Annotated in this window: 16 protein-coding genes and 1 other RNA gene; 11 read left to right on the forward strand and 6 right to left on the reverse strand. The window is 63.1% G+C overall.

Going from position 1 to position 19,515, the window contains the following annotated elements; all coding sequences use genetic code 11:
- Positions 1–327 (reverse strand): NAD(P)H-dependent oxidoreductase subunit E (locus tag PQR02_RS04030; RefSeq protein ID WP_408225833.1); only part of this gene is annotated, 327 nt, incomplete at its 3' end.
- A 134-nt stretch (positions 328–461) separates the two neighbouring features.
- Between PQR02_RS04030 and PQR02_RS04035 the strand changes: the two genes are divergently transcribed.
- A complete protein-coding gene (locus PQR02_RS04035; RefSeq protein ID WP_408225836.1) occupies positions 462–1,538 on the forward strand; it encodes a substrate-binding domain-containing protein in 1,077 nt (358 codons plus the stop codon).
- 148 nt (positions 1,539–1,686) lie between these two features.
- A complete protein-coding gene (locus PQR02_RS04040; protein WP_408225839.1) occupies positions 1,687–1,953 on the forward strand; it encodes a hypothetical protein in 267 nt (88 codons plus the stop codon).
- Positions 1,954–2,029: 76 nt separating this feature from the next.
- Here PQR02_RS04040 and PQR02_RS04045 read toward each other — a convergent pair whose 3' ends face one another.
- The gene (locus PQR02_RS04045) at positions 2,030–2,398 is read right to left on the reverse strand and encodes a COG4315 family predicted lipoprotein (protein ID WP_408225842.1); all 369 of its coding nucleotides are present in this window, start codon (positions 2,396–2,398) and stop codon (positions 2,030–2,032) included.
- Positions 2,399–3,172: 774 nt separating this feature from the next.
- Between PQR02_RS04045 and PQR02_RS04050 the strand changes: the two genes are divergently transcribed.
- From PQR02_RS04050 to PQR02_RS04065, 4 genes are all read left to right on the forward strand, one after another.
- Positions 3,173–4,126 carry a lysophospholipid acyltransferase family protein gene (locus PQR02_RS04050; RefSeq protein ID WP_408225845.1) on the forward strand — a complete coding sequence of 318 codons (954 nt, stop codon included), beginning with the start codon at positions 3,173–3,175 and terminating at the stop codon, positions 4,124–4,126.
- A gap of 93 nt (positions 4,127–4,219) precedes the next feature.
- A complete protein-coding gene (locus tag PQR02_RS04055) occupies positions 4,220–5,413 on the forward strand; it encodes an HlyD family secretion protein (protein ID WP_408225848.1) in 1,194 nt (397 codons plus the stop codon).
- Positions 5,414–5,415: 2 nt separating this feature from the next.
- Positions 5,416–7,518 (forward strand): peptidase domain-containing ABC transporter, encoded by a 2,103-nt coding sequence (locus tag PQR02_RS04060; protein WP_408225851.1) that lies wholly within the window; start codon positions 5,416–5,418, stop codon positions 7,516–7,518.
- Between the two features lie 153 nt (positions 7,519–7,671).
- Positions 7,672–9,006, forward strand: a complete 1,335-nt coding sequence (locus PQR02_RS04065) for a TolC family protein (protein WP_408225854.1) — start codon at positions 7,672–7,674, stop codon at positions 9,004–9,006.
- An 87-nt stretch (positions 9,007–9,093) separates the two neighbouring features.
- On the opposite strand, the gene ssrA is transcribed toward PQR02_RS04065, so the two are convergent.
- The 4 genes from ssrA to ompA all read right to left on the reverse strand — a co-directional run bounded on the left by ssrA (position 9,094) and on the right by ompA (position 11,925).
- Positions 9,094–9,463, reverse strand: a transfer-messenger RNA (tmRNA) gene (ssrA, locus tag PQR02_RS04070).
- A gap of 95 nt (positions 9,464–9,558) precedes the next feature.
- Positions 9,559–10,272, reverse strand: a complete 714-nt coding sequence (gene gph, locus PQR02_RS04075) for a phosphoglycolate phosphatase (RefSeq protein ID WP_408225857.1) — start codon at positions 10,270–10,272, stop codon at positions 9,559–9,561.
- A gap of 31 nt (positions 10,273–10,303) precedes the next feature.
- Positions 10,304–11,002, reverse strand: coding sequence for a bifunctional 2-polyprenyl-6-hydroxyphenol methylase/3-demethylubiquinol 3-O-methyltransferase UbiG (ubiG, locus tag PQR02_RS04080; protein WP_408225860.1), 699 nt, complete (start codon positions 11,000–11,002; stop codon positions 10,304–10,306).
- A gap of 275 nt (positions 11,003–11,277) precedes the next feature.
- Positions 11,278–11,925: an outer membrane protein OmpA gene (ompA, locus tag PQR02_RS04085; protein WP_408225863.1), complete on the reverse strand. Its 648-nt coding sequence runs from the start codon at positions 11,923–11,925 to the stop codon at positions 11,278–11,280.
- A 476-nt stretch (positions 11,926–12,401) separates the two neighbouring features.
- Here ompA and gyrA point away from each other — a divergent pair, with 476 nt between their 5' ends.
- From gyrA to hisC, 5 genes are all read left to right on the forward strand, one after another.
- Positions 12,402–15,026 (forward strand): DNA gyrase subunit A, encoded by a 2,625-nt coding sequence (gene gyrA / locus PQR02_RS04090; RefSeq protein WP_408225866.1) that lies wholly within the window; start codon positions 12,402–12,404, stop codon positions 15,024–15,026.
- Positions 15,027–15,149: 123 nt separating this feature from the next.
- Positions 15,150–15,761: a DUF2059 domain-containing protein gene (locus PQR02_RS04095; protein WP_408225869.1), complete on the forward strand. Its 612-nt coding sequence runs from the start codon at positions 15,150–15,152 to the stop codon at positions 15,759–15,761.
- Between the two features lie 325 nt (positions 15,762–16,086).
- Positions 16,087–17,169, forward strand: a complete 1,083-nt coding sequence (gene serC, locus PQR02_RS04100) for a 3-phosphoserine/phosphohydroxythreonine transaminase (protein ID WP_408225872.1) — start codon at positions 16,087–16,089, stop codon at positions 17,167–17,169.
- 64 nt (positions 17,170–17,233) lie between these two features.
- Positions 17,234–18,316, forward strand: coding sequence for a prephenate dehydratase (pheA, locus tag PQR02_RS04105; protein WP_408225875.1), 1,083 nt, complete (start codon positions 17,234–17,236; stop codon positions 18,314–18,316).
- Between the two features lie 80 nt (positions 18,317–18,396).
- A complete protein-coding gene (hisC, locus tag PQR02_RS04110) occupies positions 18,397–19,509 on the forward strand; it encodes a histidinol-phosphate transaminase (protein WP_408225878.1) in 1,113 nt (370 codons plus the stop codon).
- Positions 19,510–19,515: the final 6 nt, after the last annotated feature.

A 19,515-nucleotide genomic window follows, 5' to 3' on the forward strand; every position in this document is an offset into this window, starting at 1 on the left:
CTGATGCCCGGCGTCGAAGCGGCAGCCGGTGTGCGCCTCGATGTGCTGCGCGAGCGCTTCGGTGCCCATGCTGCGGCAGGCTTCCGCGCGGCACAGTTGCACGGTGACCGGCGCGGCGGGCTCGCTGCGGAAGTGGTGATAGTAGGTGATGACACCGTGCACTTCGGCGCGCGACAGGTTCAGCGCACGCGCGAGCGGCGCAACCGCGGCCGGGGGCACGTAGCCGAGTTCGTCCTGAATCGCGTGCAGCACCGCGAGCAGCGACATGCCCGGCCGCGCGTGAGTCTGCACGAGTTGATCGGGCGCGATGGCGAGGGAATCGTCCAAGAGGGGGCTCCTTCGAGGTCATATATGCACTTGTTATTCATAATGAGTGCACGTATGCTTCGTTTATTCAATATAGGATAGGCGAACGATAGGCGGGTGAATCGGCGCGCGCAATAGGAAAGAGTTGAACATATATGATCAGGATTGAATGTCAGGCGCAGCTGGTGGTGAAGGGCGTGGACGGCCGCGAGGCCCGCCTGTCGGACGTGGTGCCGCTGCTCGCGCTCGTCGACGAATCCGGCAGCATCGCGCAGGCGGCAACGCTTAAGGGTTTGTCCTACCGCCACGCGTGGGGTTTGCTGCGCAGCATCGAAGAGCGCCTCGGTGGTCCGCTAATCGCGAAGGAGCGCGGACGCGGCTCGGTGCTCTCCGAACTCGGGCAGGCCGTGCTGCGGGCGCAGCGTCTGTGCGGCGAGCGGCTGAACGGCAACATGCAGGCGCTCGCGAGCGAAGTGGCAAGCGACCTGAACCGCTGGCTCGCTTCGCCCGCCGACGACGTGCGCATCCACGCGTCGCACGGTTACGCGGTGGCCGCGCTGGTGACGGCGCTGGTGGCGAACGATCTGCCGGTCGACATCAAGTACCGCGACAGCGCGGACGCGGTCAGCGCACTCGCGCGCGGCGAATGCGATCTGGCGGGTTTTCACCTGCCGCTCGGCGAATTCCGCGCGGTCTGCGCCGATACCTACCGGCGCTGGCTCGATCCGCAGCGCCATGTGCTCGTGCATCTCACGCGGCGCAAGCAGGGGCTGTTCATCGGCAAGGGCAATCCGAAGCGGATCGGCGGCCTGCGCGATCTTGCGCGCGACGACATTCGCTTCGTCAATCGTCAGCCGGGCTCCGGCACGCGCATGCTGCTCGATCTCGCGCTGCGCCAGCTCGGCGTGGATCCGGATCGGGTCAACGGCTATGCGTCGACCGAACTCACGCATTCGGCGATCGCGGCGTTCGTCGCGAGCGGGATGGCGGACGTGGGTTTCGGCGTGGAGCCCGCGGCGCATCACTTCGGGCTCGACTTCATTCCGGTCGTCGACGAGGACTACTACTTCGCATGCGACCGCGGGAATCTCGAACGCGCACCGCTCGCCGAAGTGATCACGTTGCTGCGCGGCAGCGCGTTTCTGCACAGCGTCGAGCATCTGGAAGGCTATGATCCACGCGACTGCGGCAAGCTGGTCGATCTCGCGGCCGGCCTCGGCGAGCCGCGCTGATGCGGCGCAGTAAAAGCGCTGTAAGGAGCCTGCGGTAAGAGGCCGTAAACATCGTGTTGCCCGAGTCGCTGCGGATCGGGTCCGTTTCGGCTAATCTCTCAGCTTCCGTTCCCGCCTTGACCGCGCGCCACACCGCGGCTGAATCGATATGAAAGTTCTTTTACACGCATGTGCCGTCGCCGTGACGGCGGGTGTGCTGCTCGCCACCGTTCCGCTTGCCTTCGCTCAGAATTCGCCAGGCGTGCCGGGCGGCATCCTGCAGGACGAGTTCCGCCTGGCAGAGCATCCGCAAATGCCGTTCGCCGCGTCGGCGCCTTCGGACAAGTATCAACACGGCAGCAGGTCGGACCGCCGCAAGCGCGGCGACATGGGTGACCCGAACGGCTGCAATCTGCAGTGTCCTAAAGACGAGTGACATCTCACTCGCTGCGGCGCCGGCGTGACGCGGCCGCCGCTGTTTGACGGCCGGTGTGCAACCGGCCGGCTGGCGCTCAAGGCTTGGCCGTGTGCCACATGTCCTTGAAGCCGTCTCCCTTCGCATCCCCCGCCTGTTTGTCCGCCGCGTAGCGATACAGCGGATGGCCCTTGTACGCCCATTGCTGCTTGCCGTCGGCGCTCGGAATCAGCGTCCAGTCGCCTGACGGCTTGTCTGCCGGGCTTGCCGTCGCCGCCGGCCAGTTGCTCATGCACCCGCCGGTGCAGGCGCTCACGCCGGGCGTGGTGTCCTTGTCGAACGTGTAGAGCGTCATGCCGTCGGCATTGACGAAGCGGCCGTTGTTCACCTTCGGCGGATCGGCCAGCGCGCTCTGTTGCAGCGCAACCAGCGCGAGCGGGGCGAGAAGGAGGATTGTCTTGCGCATGATGCGGGCTCCTGAATTGACAACGTGTGGTTGGAGTATAGGCAGCGGGCGGGCACTCGCGGATTGCCGTTCGCCTGCCAGCAATAAACGCATGCGTGCACGTGAATATTCCGCAGGTCGGGTGATCCCTGGTGGGTGAGGCGATTTTAGTGGCGAGATTAAATGGGTGATTATTGGCGATTGCGAACTCGCCGAAGAAATTTGGGAAATTTCTATTTGATATTTGGGAGATTTATTATTGCGGATTTTTCTATTTGTTGGCTTCTTTGAAAATGCGATGTTGTTGAGCGGGTGATTGATTTATAGTCCGAGAATAAATATCGTGTGAATGGATAATTAAATGACTGGAGTTCCCTTCTGGAGGGGCTGGTAAAGGCGGTGTGAGATGCGCCAGAGGGCGGTGGCGGAATGGAGAAAAGCGTGTCGGGCTCGCATGCAATTCAGACGGACAGCGCATGCTTTATAAAATAAGATGAATTGTCAAATAAGGCAAATTGTGATTTGTGATTAATTTATGATGTTAGGATTGCGCCGCTCGATGAGGCGGGGAATTGCTTACGAGCTAATTTGTTCAACCACTAAAAAGGTACTGAAAATGCAAAAGATCAATCGCAATGAACTGGCTAAATCCGCTGTTGCTGGTGGCTGCTGCAAGTGCGCCAACAAGACGACGCCGGTAGCAACCACGCCGGTTGTCAAGGCGTAATAGTCTGGCATGCCGGGGAGGTCCTCATGAGGACCTCCCCGGTCCAAAGCATCAACGTGGAGTGAAACATGGGGTCGTGGACCACCGCGTCAGTCATGCTGGCTTCGCTGCGCAACAGAATCGCGCTTGCCAGGCGCAGACTGCAAAGCGGATTGATCGCCCGCCTGCCGGCTTCGGCAATCGAGCCATTGGCCGCTGCTGCATGGAAAATCCACAGTCTCGTCGACGCCCGCACGCGCTGGAACGGTATTGCGCGCTGTGAGATCGGTCGTGACGTTCTGGGGCTGGCGCCGTTCAGCGCAACCCATGTGTCGTCCGGCAGCCTGCGCGAAAGTCTGATCGACCAGCGGATCTATTACGGCCGGCTGTCACGCGGCAGCGAAGCATGGCCGGACCTGCAAGGTATCGCGGCCACACTTGCCAGCAAGATCCGCCAACTGCAGGCCGAGGTGCCCGGGCGGCCCGTCATCGTTTCGCCGTTTCACTACGTATCGCAATACGCAAACATTTATGTGATCGACGAGCTGCGCGAAGTGCTCGGGCTCGAATCGATTTCGGTCGTGTCCGGCGTGCCGCGCGACATGTACGGCGACGACCAGACGCTGATCCCCAGCGTGACCGTGCTCTACACGTACGGCGACGGCGACCGCAACGGGCTGGGCCTGCGGGTGGCTCGAACGTTGAGACGCAACGGCGTCGCGGTGCTGTTCGCCGATGTGCCGCCCTTCACGCTGCACCGCTACCCAATGGAGACAGTCGGCGTGTCGATATTCGGACGCGACGCGCGCATCCATAACGGCGTGTTCCGGCTGGGCGCACCGTTCGGTGCAGTGCTGCTGCCGTTCTATCTGCGTTTCAAGCGCGGGCGGTTCAGCGGCGAATTGTTCGAGCCGTTGCCGCTCGCCGATCCCGACGCTGCGCAACGGCTCGCCACGTGTATCGAAGCAGCAGTGGTCGATAACTATCGCGACTGGCTCGTCGCAGGACATCCGTCGATGTACGCGTTCGCGCCGACCCGCTAGACGTTCATCCGCGAGGCAATCCGGCCGCGCGGCACGACGCCCGCCCCGGGCGGACAGACATAGCGCCGGTTGCCAACCGGCGGCAATGACACTATGGAACCCATCAATCTTCCCCAGTTCAGGGACGTCTCATGGCGCTGGATCGCGTATGCGACTTCCACGCTCGTGGCCGTCGCGATCGTGTTCGCGTTCGTTCACGATGTCGAATTGAAGCAGGACGTGCGCGCCGAAATCGTGTCGCCGGCCGAACTCAAGATTCAAGGATTAAGCGGCCTCGTGTCGGATATCTGCGTGAGCCGCGCGTCGCGTGTGGCGCAGGGCGAGCCGCTGTTTCGTCTCGACCGCGATTTGACGCTCGCGAGCAACGGTCTGCAACGCAAGGCTTTCGACGAACACGACCGCGACGAGCAGATTCGCACGAGCGACGCGCAGTACCTTCAGCGCAAGGCCGATCTGAGCGCGCAACGAGATGCCGCGCGGCTCGCCGCACAGAGCCGGCGCGCGGAAATCGCCGCGCTCGACGAGCAACTGGCGCAAAACCGCGCGCTCTCCGGCGAGGCCAGCCGCAAGCTTGCGCGGCTGGAGTCGGTGGCCGACTACATCACCGCCGACCGGATCGAGCAGGCGAGCGCCGATACGCATCAGGCGAAGGTTGCTGTTGCGCAAAGCGCCGCGCGTCGTCAGCAGCTCGCTGCGGACCTGGGTGCCGCGCTGAGCACCCAAACGGGCCTGGGCGCCCAACTCAACGAACTGGATGCGCGCCACGCGCGCGAGTTACAGGACATTCGTATGCGCTTCGAACAGACCCGTCAGGACGCAACGATTTCCGCGCCGAAAGCGGGCTTCGTGACCTATTCCGGGCTGGTGCCGGGGCGCACGCTCGCGCCGGACGACGTCGCGCTGGTCATCTCGACCGGCGAGAAGGGCGCGCTGCGCGCCGCGCTGCGCATTCCGTCGCGGCGGCGCGGCTTCGTTCGCGAAGGGCAGATCGTGCGGCTCAAATTCGACGCGTTTCCGTACGCGAAATTCGGCAGCTACCCGGCGCGGATCGACTCGATTTCCCGCACCACCGTGCGCTCGCCGATGTCGCCGGCGGCCGCCTCCGAGACGCGCGGTGCAGAGGACGATTACATGGCATGGGCCACGCTGGCCGGCGACACATTCCACTTCGAGCGGCAGCGCTTCGAGATTCTGCCTGGCATGAATGCGACGGCGAGTATCGTGATCGAGCGCCGCACCATCGCCGAATGGGTGCTCGCGCCGTTGTTCCGCGTGCTGCGAGGTTGACGGTGCGCGCGATCTATCAGAACGAAGTTGCCGAATGCGGTTACGCCTGTCTGGCGATGGTGCTGTCGCACTTCGGCCGGGCGACCGAAGTGCGCGAGTTGCAGGCATTCAGACCGATCTCGGCGAACGGTTTGTCGCTGATGGACCTGTACGACGTCGCCGTCGAGTTCGGGCTGGCGGTGCAGGCTTACCGTTTCGGCAGCGGCGATCTGGCGAGCGTCAAACGCGGGTCGATCATGCATTTCGGCGGCGCGCATTTCGTCGTGTTCGAGAAGTACGGGCGCGGCTATGTGCAGGTGATCGATCCGGCGACGGGCCGCCGGCGCATTTCGATGGACACCTTCGTCGCCAACGTGTCCGGCTACCTGCTCGAATGCGCGCCGACCGCGACGATGCCGCGCATGCGCCACAAGTCGCGCGTGCCGGCGGCGCTCGCGCGGGTACGCGCGCTCAATCCGCAACTCAACGCGCAGATCGCCAAGGTGATGTTCATCGCGCTCGGCAGCCAGTTCGCGATTCTCGCGATGCCTTATCTCGGCAATCTGGTGCTCGACGACGTGGTCGCCGCCGACAACCTGAATCTACTCAACGTGCTGGTGCTGACGTTCTCCGGCATCTTCATCGTCGGCGCGCTGAGCCAGTACATCGAGACCTACCTCGTCGAACTGTTGCACGGCCTCGTGCAGATGAACATGACCGAGGGCCTGCTGGCGAAGCTGCTGAGCAATCCGATCCCGTACTTCGAGAAGCGTCACGTCGGCGATCTGTTCGCGCGCGTGAAGGCGCAGGACGAGATCAGCGTGTACGCGACGCGCACCATGATCGCACTCGGCATCGACCTGGTCGTCGGCCTGGTCGCGCTGGCGCTGATGCTGGTGCAAAGCCCGCAACTGACGCTGATCGCGCTGCTGATTTTCGTGCTCTACGTGGCGGTGTCGTTCGCGCTGTTCACGCGGATGCGGGACACGCACGCGCTCGTGCTCGAAGAATCGGCGCGTTGCGACGACACACTGATCGAGACGATTCGCGGCGCGTCGCTGATCAAGCTGTCGCAGGGCGAGACGCGGCGCACCGCGATCTTCATGGCGAAGTACCGCGCGTACTTCGCGGCGGTCGTGCACAACAGCCGCCTCGGCAGCACCCGCGACGCGATTCTCAAGCTCGTCAACTACGCCGACATGATCGCGGTCAGCTGGTTTGCCGCGCGCCTGATGCTCGGCGGCGCGATCTCGGTGGGCGTGTTCTATTCGTTTCTGATCTACAAGTCGTTGCTGTCGGAGCGCTTCGCGCGCTCGATCAATGCAGCCTTCGCGTATTTCATGCTGAGCGTGCCGGTCGCGCGGGTCGGCGACATCGTCGACGGCGAAGCGGAGCGCTACACGCCGCCGGCCGATGTGCACAAGACCGTCGAGGTGCGCAGCTTCGAGCGTATCGACGTGCGCGACGTCACGTTCCGCTACGGCGTGTCGGACCAGCCGGTGCTCAAGCACGCGAACCTCGTGATCCGCAAGGGCGACAAGATCGTGATCACCGGCGCGTCGGGTAGCGGCAAGTCCACGCTGTTCAAGCTGCTCGCCGCGGCCGAACCGCTTCAGGAAGGGGAGATCCTGCTGAACGGCATCGCGTGGCCGAATCTCACCGTCGACGAAATCCGCCGGCATGCCGTTCACATGCGGCAGGGCGATCTGATTCTGCATGGTTCGATTGCGGATAACGTGTCGCTCTTTGCCGGCCACGCGGACGAGGCGCGCATTCACGCGTTGCTCGATGAGGTCGGCCTGCTGCCCGACGTGATGCGTCTGCCGATGCGCACCCGCACGGTGATCAGCGACACGATCGCCAATATTTCCGCTGGCCAGCGGCAGCGTTTGCTGCTCGCGCGAGCGCTGTATCAGCAACGCGAACTGCTGCTGCTCGACGAACCGACGTCGAATCTCGATCCCATGTCGGTGCGCAAGATCGTCGCGTTGCTGCGGCGGATCGAGCGGACCGTCGTGGTGATCACGCACGACATGTCGCTCGCGGCCGCGTTCGAGACGCGTTATCGGCTGGTCGACGGCGAGCTGCTGCGCGAGGCGCGTGCGGAGGCGGTCGTCGATGAATAAACGGATGGTGGCGGCCTTGCTGATCGCGCTCGCCTGCGTCAATCACGCGAGCACCGCGGCCGCCGTCGACCTGCTCACAATCGCCGAGCAGGCGCTCGCTTACAACGCGGACCTGCGGCGTCGCGCGCAGGCTCCAGGGCCGGGCGGCTGGCGGTGCCGAAGGCCCGCGCGGCATTGCTGCCGCAACTGTCGGGCGGCTGGGGGCGCGCGTACAACCGAATCGCCACCGAGGGCCTTCCGAGCGACAACTACTGGCAAAACGGGTGGACCGTCACGCTGACGCAGCCGGTGTTCGACTGGAGCCGCTGGACGACGTACCGCCAGGCCGACTTTGTCAGCGCGCGCGGCGCGCTCGACGCTGCGCGCGCGCAGCAAGAGGCCATCCTGCAAGGGGTGCGCGCGTACTTCGACGAACTCGCTGCCGAAGACGAACTGGCGCGCGCCGGCGACTACACGCTCGCGCTCGAACAGCATATCGAGCAGTTGCAGCGCCGGCAGGCGGCGGGCGAGGCGACCGTGATCGACTTGCGGGACGCCGAAGCGGCGCGCGAGCAGGCCCGGCTGCAGCAGACCGATGCCCGCGGCGATTTGCAACTGCGGCGCCTGGCGCTGGAACAGATCACGGGTGAGCCGTTTGCGGGACTGGCGCATTTGTCGGACTCCGCGCTGATGCCGCACCTGAGTCCCGACGACCAGGATAGCTGGGTCATGCGGGCTGAAGCGCACGACTACATGGTGCAGTTGAAACAGATCGACAGGCGGATCGCGCAGTTTGAAGTGGAGAAGGCGCGCGCGCGGAATCTGCCGGTCGTGAATTTGACCGCGAGCCACACGCCGGCCGGCGCGGCCTCCGGCTATGCTCGTCCGACCACCACCACGACCGCGATGTTGTCGGTGACGATTCCACTATTCGAAGGGGGCGAGACGGACGCGATCATCGACGAAGCGCGTGCACTCGAGGACAAGGCGCGGGAAGAGCTGCTCGGCGCAACTCGGGCAGCGGGCGCGACCGCGCAGGAGAACTGGACGCGCTTTCATGACGGCGTGACGCGGGTCGAAGGGTTGATGCGCGTCGTGCAGACTTCGCGCGCCGCATTGAGCGCGACGCAGGTGGGCTACAAGGTGGGCAGCCGCACGAGCACCGACGTGCTGCGGGCAGCGGATTCGTTTTACACGGGTCGTCGCGATCTGATTCGGGCGCGCTATACGGCGATTGTGGCGTTGCTGCAGCTCAAGGCCGCGACGGCGACGTTGGACCTGGACGAGGTGGCGCGGGTGAATGGGTTGTTGGCCGCGGGGGAGGAGGGGCGCGGTGCGATGGCGAATCGTCAGGCGGTGGCGGCGGAGCGCGCGGCGCATGCGGGCAATGAGCAGGGCGTCGCCGGTCAGAGCGCGCAACAGACCACGCAGGGTGCCGGGCCGCCGCCAATGTCGCCGATCGAAGCGTTGCGCGTCGCGCAACAGAAGGCGCTTGCGGCGACTCGCTGACGAGCGTGGTGGGTTCGGGAAACAAAAAACCCCGCGAGCCGGAGGCTAGCGGGGTTTTTTACAAAGCAGCGTTCCTTGCAGGATGTTTGGTGGAGGCGGCGGGAATCGAACCCGCGTCCAGAAGCACTCTACGACCAGTTCTACATGTTTAGTTCTGTCATTTGATTTAACCCCAGTGACGCGGACGAACACGCTGCACTGAGGCGATTCACTAGATTTTCGACCCGGATGTCGTGACGCCACCAAGGCTTAACTGACGTATATGACCTCTGTCGGTATTGCTACCGGTCTTGCGACTCTAGCCCGTCAGTGAACTAGGCAGAGGACGGCGGCCCTTAGGCTGCCAGTGCGAACGTATCGTCGTTTGCAGTTACGTTTTTCCCATTGATTAACGAGGTGACGGGTCCTCGACATGCCCTAGCCGCTTTGCAACCCCTGTCGAAACCAGGTCGCCCCCGCGGTTCGTTGCTCAAGTTCTCTGAGCCAGCATAGATTTTACAGTAGATTGACGGCCGCGTCCTGACTCATTGGTGTGGCGGCCGCCGCGGCACTTCAGCCGATCTCGCGCAACAGCTTCTGCAATTCGACCGGTGATTGCACGACATGCTGCGCGTGCCATTGCGCCGGCGGAATGTCGTTGCCGCAGTAGCCGTATGCAGCCGCCACGGTCTTCATGCCGGCCGCGAAGCCCGCCTGCACGTCGCGCAGATCGTCGCCGACGTAGACGACACGCTCCGGCACCACGTCCAGCTCGCGCGCGGCGTGCAGCAAGGGCGCCGGATGCGGCTTCGAATGCGCAGTCGTGTCGCCGCTTACGACACAGCCCGCGCGCTCTTCGAGGCCCAGTTGCGCGATCAGGGGCTCGGTGAGCCTCGCGACTTTGTTCGTGACGATGCCCCAGCGCACACCGCGTGCGTCGAGCTCGTCGAGCAATTCGGGGATGCCGGGAAACAGCGTGGTCTCGATGCACAAATCTGCTTCGTAGTTGGCGAGAAACTCCTCGCGCATCGACGCGAATTCGTGATCGTCCGGCCCGATGCCGAACGCCCCGCCGAGCAGCCCGCGCGCGCCCGCGGACGCGAGCGGACGCAGGTCTTCGAGCGGCACCATGTGGAGTCCGCGGTCATGGCGCATCTTGTTGACGGCGGCCGCGAGATCGGGCGCCGTGTCGGCCAGCGTGCCGTCGAGATCGAACAGCACAGCATGGCAAAGGCCGAGCACGTCGTCGTTGCCTTCGCGTTGGGGCAGGGGGGTGGGATCGCTCATTGTTGAATTCAGTGTGGCGGGTCGGGGCGGCTCAGGTGTCGCGTCGGCAGGCGAGCATGTAGTTCACGCTCGTGTCGGCGGACAGCGTGAAATGCTTGCTGAGCGGGTTGTAGACGATGCCTTTGATGTCGGCTGTGCGCAGGCCGGCGGCGCGCACGAAGCCCGCCAATTCCGACGGACGGATGAAGCGCGCGTAGTCGTGCGTGCCCTTGGGAAGCATCCGCGCGATGTATTCGGCACCGATCACCGCGAACAGGTACGACTTCACGTTGCGGTTCAGCGTGGAAAAGAACACCCAGCCGCCAGGCTTCACGAGTGTCTTGCAGGCCTCGACGATAGCGCCGGGCTGAGGTACGTGCTCCAGCATTTCCATGCAGGTGACCACGTCGAACGTGCCCGGCTCGCGGGCGGCGAGTGCCTCGGCGGCGATCTCTTCGTAATCGACGGTTACACCACTTTCAAGACTGTGAAGATCGGCGACGCCGAGTGCCTGGGTCGACAGGTCGATGCCCTTCACATGCGCGCCGAGGCCGGCCATCGACTCCGAAAGAATGCCGCCGCCGCAACCGATGTCCAGCACCTTCTTGCCTGCCAGATGCGCTTGGGCGTCGATCCAGCTCAGACGAATGGGGTTGAGTTCGTGCAGCGGTTTGAATTCGGCATTCGGGTCCCACCACCGATGCGCGAGGTCGCTGAATTTCTGTAGTTCGTGGGGATCGGCGTTGGTCATGGCGGAAGCTGCCTCGATGAGAGCGTTGAGCGGGCGCTCGAGGATAAACCCTGAGTATATAGGTCGAGGGACAGGGCGGCAAAAGGGTGGCTCTGGGGCGGTGCGTCGTGGGACTTGGCCTCGTGGAGCTTCGCTTCGTGGCTGGTCGCCCCGACTGCGGGGCGCGAACGTTCACCCACTCCCTGCCGGACGGCGCGCCCGAGATCGCACAGCGCGAACTGCGCATAAAAAAAGCCCCGCCGAAGCGGGGCTTTGATACTGCGGTAACCTGAAGCTTACTGCTTCGGCGTACCCACAACTTCGACTTCCACGCGACGATCCGGTGCGAGGCAGGCGATGAGTTGCTTGCGGTTCTTCTGGTTGCAACCGGTCGTGACCGGGTTGCGACGGCCCTTGCCTTCCGTATAGATACGGTTGGCTTCGACGCCCTTGCTGACCAGGAATGCCTTCACAGCTTGTGCACGGCGCAGCGACAGACGGTCGTTGTACTTGTCCGTACCGATGCGGTCCGTGTGACCCGTTGCGACGACGACTTCCAGGTTGATACCTTGAATCTTCGATGCCAGTTCGCTCAGCTTGTCCTTGCCTGCCGGCTTCAGGATTGCCTTGTCGAAGTCGAACAACGCGTCAGCTTGATACGTAATCTTTTCGCTAGAGATGGCCGGTGCAGGTGCGACCGGAGCCGGCGGCGTCGGAGCTTGAGCAACCAGGGCGCCATCGCACTTTGCGTTGGCCGTTGCGGGCGTCCAGAATGCATCGCGCCAGCAAAGCTCGTTCGTGCCGTTCATCCACACGTATTCGCCAGTACCATTCACCCAGTTGTCGTTCGTAGCTTGTCGCGACGCCGGCACCGACTGCGCCACGGCGGATGCAGCCATAACTGCGGTAGCTGCAATGAACGCGAGCTTTGAAAGTTTATTCATATTTCTCCTCTCGAAATTGAGATTACCGCAGGTTTACTGCGAGCCTGTTGACGAAGACAAGTCATACATTGCTCGAAGTATAACATTTGTGCGGAACAAAAAACGTGGTGTGTAGACTTCGAGCAGTGTCTAACTCTTTGTGCGTTGGCATTTTGCCATATCGTTCCCTTCCGACGATAAAAAAATCCGCCCCGGATCAAAACGCCCCTCAATTGTGGTGCATGCGCAACAGAAGTAATCGCCGGAACGCGCCGCCAGTCTTGGCTGAGCGCCGGATTGCCCCACGCACGAATCGCGCCTGGACGGCTCGAAAGCAGGGTCTTGGGGGCCCCCTCCCAAAGCTCCTGCTAATAGGTATACGTACCCTCGCCGGGCGCGGATTCACGGCATGTTAGAATCGCGTGATGCATTGCGCCTGCAATGCTTACGCGAAGGCGCGCTGAACCCGGCGCCTTCGCACGTAAAAGATACGGATAATGGATCAATTCGCCAAAGAGACTCTGCCAATCTCCCTAGAGGAGGAAATGCGCCGTTCGTATCTCGATTACGCGATGAGCGTGATCGTAGGGCGTGCGCTTCCCGACGTTCGCGATGGCCTGAAGCCGGTGCACCGGCGCGTGCTGTACGCGATGCACGAGCTGAATAACGACTGGAACCGCGCGTACAAGAAGTCGGCGCGTATTGTCGGCGACGTGATCGGTAAATATCACCCGCACGGCGACACGGCGGTATACGACACCATCGTCCGGATGGCGCAGGACTTCTCGCTGCGCTACATGCTGGTGGACGGCCAGGGCAACTTCGGTTCGGTCGACGGCGACAACGCCGCGGCGATGCGCTACACCGAAATCCGCATGGCGAAGATCGGCCACGAACTGTTGGCCGACATCGACAAGGAAACGGTCGACTTCGCGCCGAACTACGACGGCAGCGAAAACGAGCCGGCCATCCTGCCCGCGCGCATTCCCAATCTGCTGATCAATGGCTCGTCCGGCATCGCGGTCGGCATGGCGACCAATATTCCGCCGCACAACCTCAATGAGGTGGTCGACGCCTGCCAGCACCTGCTTAAAAACCCGCAAGCCACGATCGACGAGCTGATCGAGATCATCCCGGCCCCCGACTTCCCGACCGCCGGCATCATCTACGGTGTGGCCGGCGTGCGCGACGGCTATCGCACGGGCCGCGGCCGCGTGGTGATGCGCGCGCTCACGCACTTCGAGGAAATCGACCGCGGCCAGCGCATGGCGATCATCGTCGACGAACTGCCGTATCAGGTGAACAAGCGCTCGCTGCTGGAGCGCATCGCCGAGCTGGTCAACGAGAAGAAGCTCGAAGGCATTTCCGACATTCGCGACGAATCCGACAAGAGCGGCATGCGCGTCGTGATCGAGTTGAAGCGCGGCGAAGTGCCGGAAGTCGTTCTCAACAATCTGTACAAGGCGACCCAGCTGCAGGACACCTTCGGCATGAACATGGTCGCGCTGGTCGACGGCCAGCCGAAGCTGCTGAACCTGAAGGAAATGCTGTCGTGCTTCCTGTCGCATCGCCGGGAAGTGCTGACGCGGCGCACTGTATACGAACTGCGCAAGGCGCGCGAACGCGGCCACGTGCTCGAAGGCCTCGCGGTTGCGCTCGCCAACATCGACGAGTTCATCGCAATCATCAAGGCCGCGCCGACGCCGCCGATCGCCAAGCAGGAATTGATGGCGCGTCCGTGGGATTCGTCGCTGGTGCGCGAAATGTTGTCGCGCGCGGAGACGGAAAACGCGTCGGCGGGTGGCCGCGAAGCCTACCGTCCTGACGGATTGAATCCGTCGTTCGGTATGCAGGCTGACGGCCTCTACCGTCTGTCCGACACCCAAGCTCAGGAAATTCTGCAGATGCGTCTGCAGCGCCTGACCGGTCTGGAGCAGGACAAGATCATCGGCGAGTATCGCGAAGTGATGGCGCAGATCGCCGACCTGCTGGATATCCTGGCTCGCCCGGAACGCATTACGGCGATCATCGTCGACGAACTCACGTCGATCAAGGCCGAATTCGGCGATGCGCGCCGCTCGAAGATCGAGCTGAACGCCACCGAGCTGAACACCGAAGATCTGATCACGCCGCAAGAGATGGTCGTCACCATGTCGCATGCGGGCTACGTGAAATCGCAGCCGCTGTCCGAGTACAGCGCGCAGAAGCGCGGTGGGCGCGGCAAGCAGGCCACGGCGATGAAGGAAGACGACTGGATCGACACGCTGTTCATCGCGAACACGCACGATCACATTCTGTGCTTCTCGAATCGCGGTCGCGTCTACAGCGTGAAGGTCTATGAAGTTCCGCAAGGTTCGCGGAACTCGCGCGGCCGTCCGATCATCAATATCTTCCCGCTTCAGGAAGGCGAGAAGATTACGGTTGTCTTGCCGGTCAAGGAATTTTCGGCCGACAAATTCGTCTTTATGGCCACCGCGTTAGGAACCGTCAAGAAGACGCCGCTGGAAGCCTTTGGCCGCGTGCTGCGCAAGGGTATTATTGCGGTCGGTCTGGATGACGGCGATTACCTGATCGGCGCGGCCATCACGGACGGTCAGCATGACGTCATGCTGTTCTCGGACTCGGGCAAGGCGGTTCGCTTCGACGAGAACGACGTGCGCCCCATGGGCCGTGAAGCGCGCGGTGTGCGCGGCATGCAGCTCGAAGACGGACAGAACGTGATCGCGTTGCTGGTCGCCGGCGACGAGCAGCAGTCGGTGCTCACCGCCACCGAAAACGGCTTCGGCAAGCGTACCCCGATCACCGAGTACACCCGTCACGGGCGCGGTACGAAGGGCATGATCGCGATCCAGACCTCGGAGCGTAACGGCAAGGTCGTCGCCGCCACGCTAGTGGATCATGAAGCGCAGATCATGCTGATCACCAATACGGGCGTGCTGATTCGCACGCGCGTGTCGGAAATCCGCGAAATGGGACGTGCAACCCAAGGTGTTACACTCATCAGCCTTGACGAAGGGACCAAGCTTTCTGGTCTGCAACAGGTGGCCGAGGCGGAAGTGGAAGGCGACACCGAAGGTCCCGCCGAAGGCAACAACGGCGGTGAAGACAACGGTGCAGCCTGATCCGCGTCGGCGGCTCCCGGTCTCGGTAACAGGTTGAATGCTGCGCAGGGAGCTATGGCGTGTCGGGCCGACACGCATCCCGCGCAGCGCGCAGTTCAAGTTAATTTCTCTTAGGGAGTAATGATGCAAAAACGATTTAAACAACTGATGTTGCTGGCCGCCCTCGTGCCGACCTTCGCCATGGCTCAAGCGCTGCAAAGCCAGCCGCCGGCGGCTCAGGCTCCGGCTGCTGCCGCAGCACCGGTTGACCCGGCCAAGCAGGCTGCGATCAAGGACCTGCTGGACGCAATCGACGCGCAGAAGCTCGTCGGCGCAATCGGCAATAGCGCGCAAATGCAAGCGAAGCAACTGGTTCCGGCCATCCTGTCGGACGCGCTGAGCGAAAACAAGACGATGTCGGACAAGCAGAAGCAGGCTGCCGTGCCGACGCTGCAAAAGAACGCAGTGCCGAAGCTGGTTGACGGCGCAGGCCAGGTGTTCGCAACGGACAACTTCCGTCAGGACGCAATGCAAGCTCAGTACGACGCGTACGCGAAGTACTACAGCACGTCGGAAATCAAGGATCTGACGGCGTTCTACAAGAGCCCGACCGGCCGCAAGTTCATCCAGGTGCAAGACCAGGTTGGCCGCGACGTCGTGAACGGCCTGATGCAGAAGTACATGCCGCAATCGATCAAGGCAACGCGTGATCAGGCCGACAAGGAAGTCGCTTCGGTCAAGCCGGCGGCCAAGTAATTCCACGGTCGAAAGGCTGCGCTGACATCGCCTGAGCCGCCGCCTGGCAGGCTCGCCGGGCACGCCGTAGCGCGTGCCGGGTTTGGCGGGTTGGCGATGACAATGCGATAATGGCCGTTTGCGCACAGGCGCAGACGGCCATTTTCTTTTCGGCGCGGAATCTCGGCGGATTCGTTCCGGTCAGTCGCTTCCTCCAGCCCGCGCTAGCGGACCCGCGCCGTCGATTCCGCGTGGCCACGTTTCATCGTGGTCGCCTTGCCGGCGGCCACCTCCGCCGTTTTTTGCGCGATCTATCGTTTTTCGCGCCCGCTTCCAGGACTTCACGATGCGCGTCTTTAATTTCTCAGCCGGCCCGGCGGCCATGCCCGAAGATGTGCTGCGCCAGGCAGCCGACGAGATGCTCAATTGGCAAGGCAGTGGCATGAGCGTGATGGAAATGAGCCATCGCGGCAAAGAATTCATGTCGATCCACGAGGAGGCGCTCGTCGATCTGCGCGAGTTGCTCGCCGTGCCGGCTAGTCACCGAATCCTGTTCTTGCAGGGCGGCGGGCTGGGCGAAAACGCGATCGTGCCGATGAACCTGCTCGGCACGAAACCGCGCGCGGATTTCGTCATCACCGGTTCGTGGTCGCAGAAGTCGTTCAAGGAAGCGCAGAAATACGGCAGCGCGCATCTGGCCGCCAGCGGTCAGACGGCCGACGGCTTCACGCGCGCGCCGGCGCGCGCGGAATGGCAGTTGTCGGACGATCCGGCTTATGTGCATCTGTGCACGAACGAGACCATCCACGGCGTTGAGACCTTCGAGATTCCCGACCTCGGCGATATTCCGCTGGTGGCGGACGCGTCGTCGCACATTCTGTCGCGCCCGATGGACATCGCCAAATACGGCGTGCTATTCGGCGGCGCGCAGAAGAACATCGGCATGGCCGGCGTGACGGTGGTGATCGTGCGCGAGGACATGCTGGACCGCGCGCAGCCGATCTGCCCGTCGGCGTTCGAATGGAAGACCGTCGCAGAGAATAATTCGATGTACAACACGCCGCCCACCTACGCGATCTACATCGCCGGGCTGGTGTTCAAGTGGTTGAAGAAGCAGGGCGGCCTTGCCGTGATCGAAGCGCGTAACCTCGAAAAGTCGAAGCTGCTGTACGACGCGATCGACTCGAGCAGCTTCTATCTGAACAAGGTCGAACGCGGCTCGCGCTCGCGAATGAACGTACCGTTCTTCCTCGCCGACGAATCGCGCAACGAAGATTTCCTGGCCGGCGCGAAAGCGCGGGGAATGGTGCAGCTAAAGGGCCACAAGTCCGTCGGCGGCATGCGGGCGTCGATTTATAACGCCGTCCCGCTCGAAGGCGTCAAAGCGCTTGTCGAATACATGAAGGAATTCGAGCAGCGCAGCGCCTGAGTCACGCTGACCAGCAGGCGCGCGCATCCTTTCCAGCAGTTACCCGGCAGGGCCGTTTTCACGCATGGACGACGAACTCAATACCCGACTCAAACCCCTTCGCGAACGCATCGACGCGCTCGACGCGCAGCTGATCGCACTTCTGAACCAGCGTGCCGCGGTGGCGCTCGAAGTGGGCGAGGTCAAGAAGCATTTCAACGCGCCGGTGTTCAGGCCCGAGCGCGAACAGCAGGTGATCGCGCGTTTGCAGGACATGAGCGAAGGGCCGCTCGCGGGCGAGCACATCAGCGCAATCTGGCGCGAGATCATGGCGGCGAGCCGTGCACTCGAAAAAACCATCAAGGCCGCCTACCTCGGGCCGGTCGGCACCTATAGCGAACAGGCGATGCACGAGTACTTCGGTCAGTCGATCGAAGGTCTGCCGTGCCCGTCGATCGACGAAGTGTTCCGCTCGGTCGAGGCGGGCGCCGCCGAATTCGGCGTCGTGCCGGTCGAGAATTCGACCGAAGGCGCGGTATCGCGCACGCTCGACCTGCTGCTGCAAACGCAGTTGACGATCGGCGGCGAACTGGCTTTGCCGATTCACCACAATCTGTTGACGCTGAATGGCGGCCTCACTGGCGTGAAGCGCGTGTGCGCCCATGCGCAGGCGCTCGCCCAATGCCAGCGCTGGTTGTCGACCAACGCGCCGCAGCTTGAGCGCCAGGCGGTGTCGAGCAATGCGGAAGCCGCGCGATTGGCCGCGGAAGATCCGACGGTCGCGGCGATCGCCGGCGATCGCGCCGCGACCCATTACGGTTTGCAAGTGGTAAACGCGCTGATTCAGGACGATCCGCACAACCGCACGCGTTTCGTGATGATCGGCAAGCAGCCGGCCGGCCAGAGCGGCTACGACCAGACTTCGCTGATCGTGTCGGTCGTGAACGAGCCGGGCGCGATGGTCAAGCTGCTGGAGCCGCTCGCGCGCCATAGTGTGTCGATGACCCGTTTCGAATCGCGTCCGGCCCGTATCGGCACGTGGGAGTACTACTTCTACATCGACGTCGAGGGCCATCGCGACGATCCGGCGGTTGCCGCCGCGTTGACCGAACTCGGCCAGAAGGCCGCGTTCCTGAAGATACTCGGTTCGTACCCGCGCGCCCGCTGACGGGAAGCAGGCAAAGGGATTCGGGCGGCACCGGGCCGCCCACCCGCACATTCCACATCCACAGTCGTTCGGAGATATTCATGACAGCGTCTTTTGGTCCTTCCTACGTGCGCGCAATCGCGCCTTACATCGCCGGCAAGCCGATTTCGGAAGTGGCCCGCGAGTTCGGTCTGGATGAGGCGACCATCGTGAAGCTGGCATCGAATGAAAATCCGCTCGGTATGCCGGAGTCGGCGCAGCGCGCGCTGGCGCAGGCCGCCAGCGAACTCGGCCGTTATCCGGATGCGAACGGTTTCGAGCTGAAGGCGGCGTTGAGCGAGCGCTATGGCGTGCCGGCCGATTGGGTCACGCTCGGCAACGGCAGCAACGACATTCTCGAAATCGCCGCGCACGCGTTCGTCGAGAAAGGCCAGTCGATCGTCTTCGCACAGTATTCGTTCGCGGTCTACGCGCTGGCCACGCAAGGCGTGGGCGCGCGCGCGATCGTCGTGCCGGCCGTCAAATACGGGCACGACCTCGACGCGATGCTCGCCGCGATCACCGACGACACGCGTCTCCTGTTCGTCGCCAATCCGAACAATCCGACCGGCACGTTCATCGAAGGTCCGAAGCTCGAGGCGTTTCTCAACAAGGTGCCGCGCCACGTGGCCGTCGTGCTCGATGAGGCGTACACCGAATATCTGCCCGCGCAAAAGCGCTACGACTCGATCGCATGGGTGCGCCGTTACCCGAATCTGCTCGTATCGCGCACCTTCTCGAAGGCGTTCGGCCTCGCCGGCCTGCGCGTCGGCTTCGCGATTGCGCAGCCCGAATTGACCGACCTGCTGAACCGCCTGCGGCAGCCCTTCAACGTGAACACGCTGGCGCAAGCTGCGGCGATCGCCGCGCTGAACGACCAGGCGTTTCTCGAGAAGAGCGCGGCGTTGAACGCGCAAGGCTACCGCCGTTTGACCGAGGCGTTCGACAAGCTCGGTCTGGAGTATGTGCCGTCGGACGGCAACTTCGTGCTGGTGCGCGTCGGCAACGATGCCGCCGCCGGCAATCGCGTGAACCTCGAATTGCTGAAGCAGGGTGTGATCGTGCGTCCGGTCGGCAACTACGGTTTGCCGCAATGGCTGCGCATCACGATCGGCCTGCCGGAAGAGAACGAAGCGTTCCTCGCGGCGCTCGAAAAAACGCTCGCGACCGCGTAAGCGGTG

It is taken from the genome of Paraburkholderia sediminicola (assembly GCF_046026895.1).
Lineage (GTDB): Bacteria > Pseudomonadota > Gammaproteobacteria > Burkholderiales > Burkholderiaceae > Paraburkholderia > Paraburkholderia sediminicola_C.